3 protein-coding genes are annotated in these 1,976 nt (G+C 31.1%); 2 read left to right on the top strand and 1 reads right to left on the bottom strand.

Annotated features, from left to right (window positions below):
• Nucleotides 1–156, bottom strand: a 156-nt coding sequence (locus ACZQCL_RS09070) for an AAA family ATPase (protein ID WP_482482932.1), incomplete at its 3' end; no start/stop codon positions are given.
• 128 nt (nucleotides 157–284) lie between these two features.
• Here ACZQCL_RS09070 and ACZQCL_RS09075 point away from each other — a divergent pair.
• Complete coding sequence (locus ACZQCL_RS09075; RefSeq protein WP_418521825.1) at nucleotides 285–1,142, top strand: MurR/RpiR family transcriptional regulator; 858 nt, start codon at nucleotides 285–287, stop codon at nucleotides 1,140–1,142.
• Nucleotides 1,143–1,276: 134 nt separating this feature from the next.
• Nucleotides 1,277–1,976: family 4 glycosyl hydrolase (locus tag ACZQCL_RS09080; RefSeq protein WP_482482930.1), on the top strand; the 700-nt coding region annotated here is incomplete at its 3' end.

Raw genomic sequence — 1,976 nt, forward strand, 5'->3', positions numbered from 1 at the left:
TTCGGCAACGCCGTCACTCAAAAGGTAGTCTTTGAACAAATCGAAAAGCAATGTGGACTTACCGCAACGTCTGATACCGGTAATAACTTTTATATCAGGCGTATCCTTCAGATTCTTTATTCGATTCAGGTATTCAGTTCTTTCAATGGTTCCCATAGTATTGCCTCACTTTCAAAAAATGAAAATTTTTAAACTTTTGAAAGTGAATAGTATGCTTTTGTTAATTTTTTTCTTTATATTTTAAGAATTCTTAGATATTATTGGAATAGTTGGAGGTGTATAACATGAAATTGGAAAAAAGGATAGAACTATGTGATTCTATGACACCGCTAGAGTCAGAAATTGCATCTTATATTTTAAATAATAAAGATGCGGTTACGAAACTAAAGATTCAAGAATTGGCTGATATACTTTTTATATCAAAATCTGCGATTCATCGTTTTGTGAAAAAGATTGGGTTTAATGGATTCAATGATTTAAAAGTGAGTATCGCAAAAGAAAATGCTGATCTATTAGAAAACAATTCCTATATCAATGTGAATTATCCATTTCAGGCAAAGGATAATCCAAGACAGATAGCTTTTAAGCTTTTAGAGCTTTATGAGAAGGCTATTAAAGACACATTTGAATATGTTGATTTAGACCAAATCAAAGTAGTTTCGCAATTAATAGATTCGGCAGATGTAATTGATGTTTATACTCATGCCCATAATTCTAATATAGCAGAAAATTTTCAAGATAAAATGTTGACTATTGGAAAAAGTGTAAACTGTCCAAGTAGCTTTTATAATCAAAGATTAACTGTATTGGCTTCGGACCAAAAACACGTAGCGATTATTCTATCTTATTCGGGAAAAGCTACATTTATATTGCCGATTGTAAAAAAATTATATGAAAAAGGTGTGAAAGTTATACAAATTGGAAAAGCAGGAAGTAATTATTATTCTCAATATGTGACATATCATTTATCGATTAGTGATTCTGAAAATAATCGAGATAGAATGTCTCAGTTTTCAAGTCATATAGCTATGCAATATATTATGGATGTTTTGTATGGTTGTATTTATAATGAGAAAAGAAAACAGAATACAAAATATATTTATGATTCAATTGATTATATGGATGATCGACCAAAGGATTAAAAAGATTCAAAAAGTTTCAGATATTTTTGAATCTTTTTTATTTTGTGTAGAAAAAACTATCTTCGATGCTTGGGCATATTGAATAACAACTGGGTAAAAAGTAAATTAAAGCTATCAATAGAAAAGGAGAAAACATGATGGAAAAAGGATTGAAAATTGTTACTATTGGTGGCGGAAGCAGTTATACACCTGAATTGATGGAAGGCTTTATTAAACGTTATAATGAACTTCCTATTAAGGAAATTTGGCTTGTTGATATTGAACAAGGAAAAGAAAAAGTGAATATTGATGCCAAAATGTCACAACGTATGTGGGATGCAGCAGGTTATGATGTAAAGGTACATGTATCCTTTGATCGTAGAGAAGCATTAAAAGATGCGGATTTTGTGACAACACAATTTAGAGTAGGCTTATTGGAAGCTAGAATTAAAGATGAGAGAATTCCTTTGTCTTATGGAATGTTAGGACAAGAAACAAATGGAGCTGGTGGAATCTTTAAAGCATTTAGAACAATTCCTGTAATTCTTGATATTGTAGAGGATATGAAAGAATTATGTCCAAATGCATGGTTAATTAATTTTACAAATCCAAGTGGAATGGTAACAGAAGCTGTAATTAAACATTTTGGATGGAAAAAATGTATCGGACTTTGCAACGTGCCAACGATCGCAATGATGGCAGAACCAAAGCTCCTTGGGAAGGATATCAGCCAGTTAAATTACAGATATGCAGGAATTAACCATTTTCACTGGCATAAAGTATTTGATGAAAATGGAAATGATATGACACCAATTTTGATCGATCATATCAAAAGTGGATTTAACTTTGTCTTTA

It is taken from the genome of Holdemanella sp. (assembly GCF_056804935.1).

Bases quoted from the DNA above. Each gene is read 5' to 3' on its own strand.
- ACZQCL_RS09075 (WP_418521825.1), top strand. From the start codon at position 285: ATGAAATTGGAAAAAAGGATAGAACTATGTGATTCTATGACACCGCTA.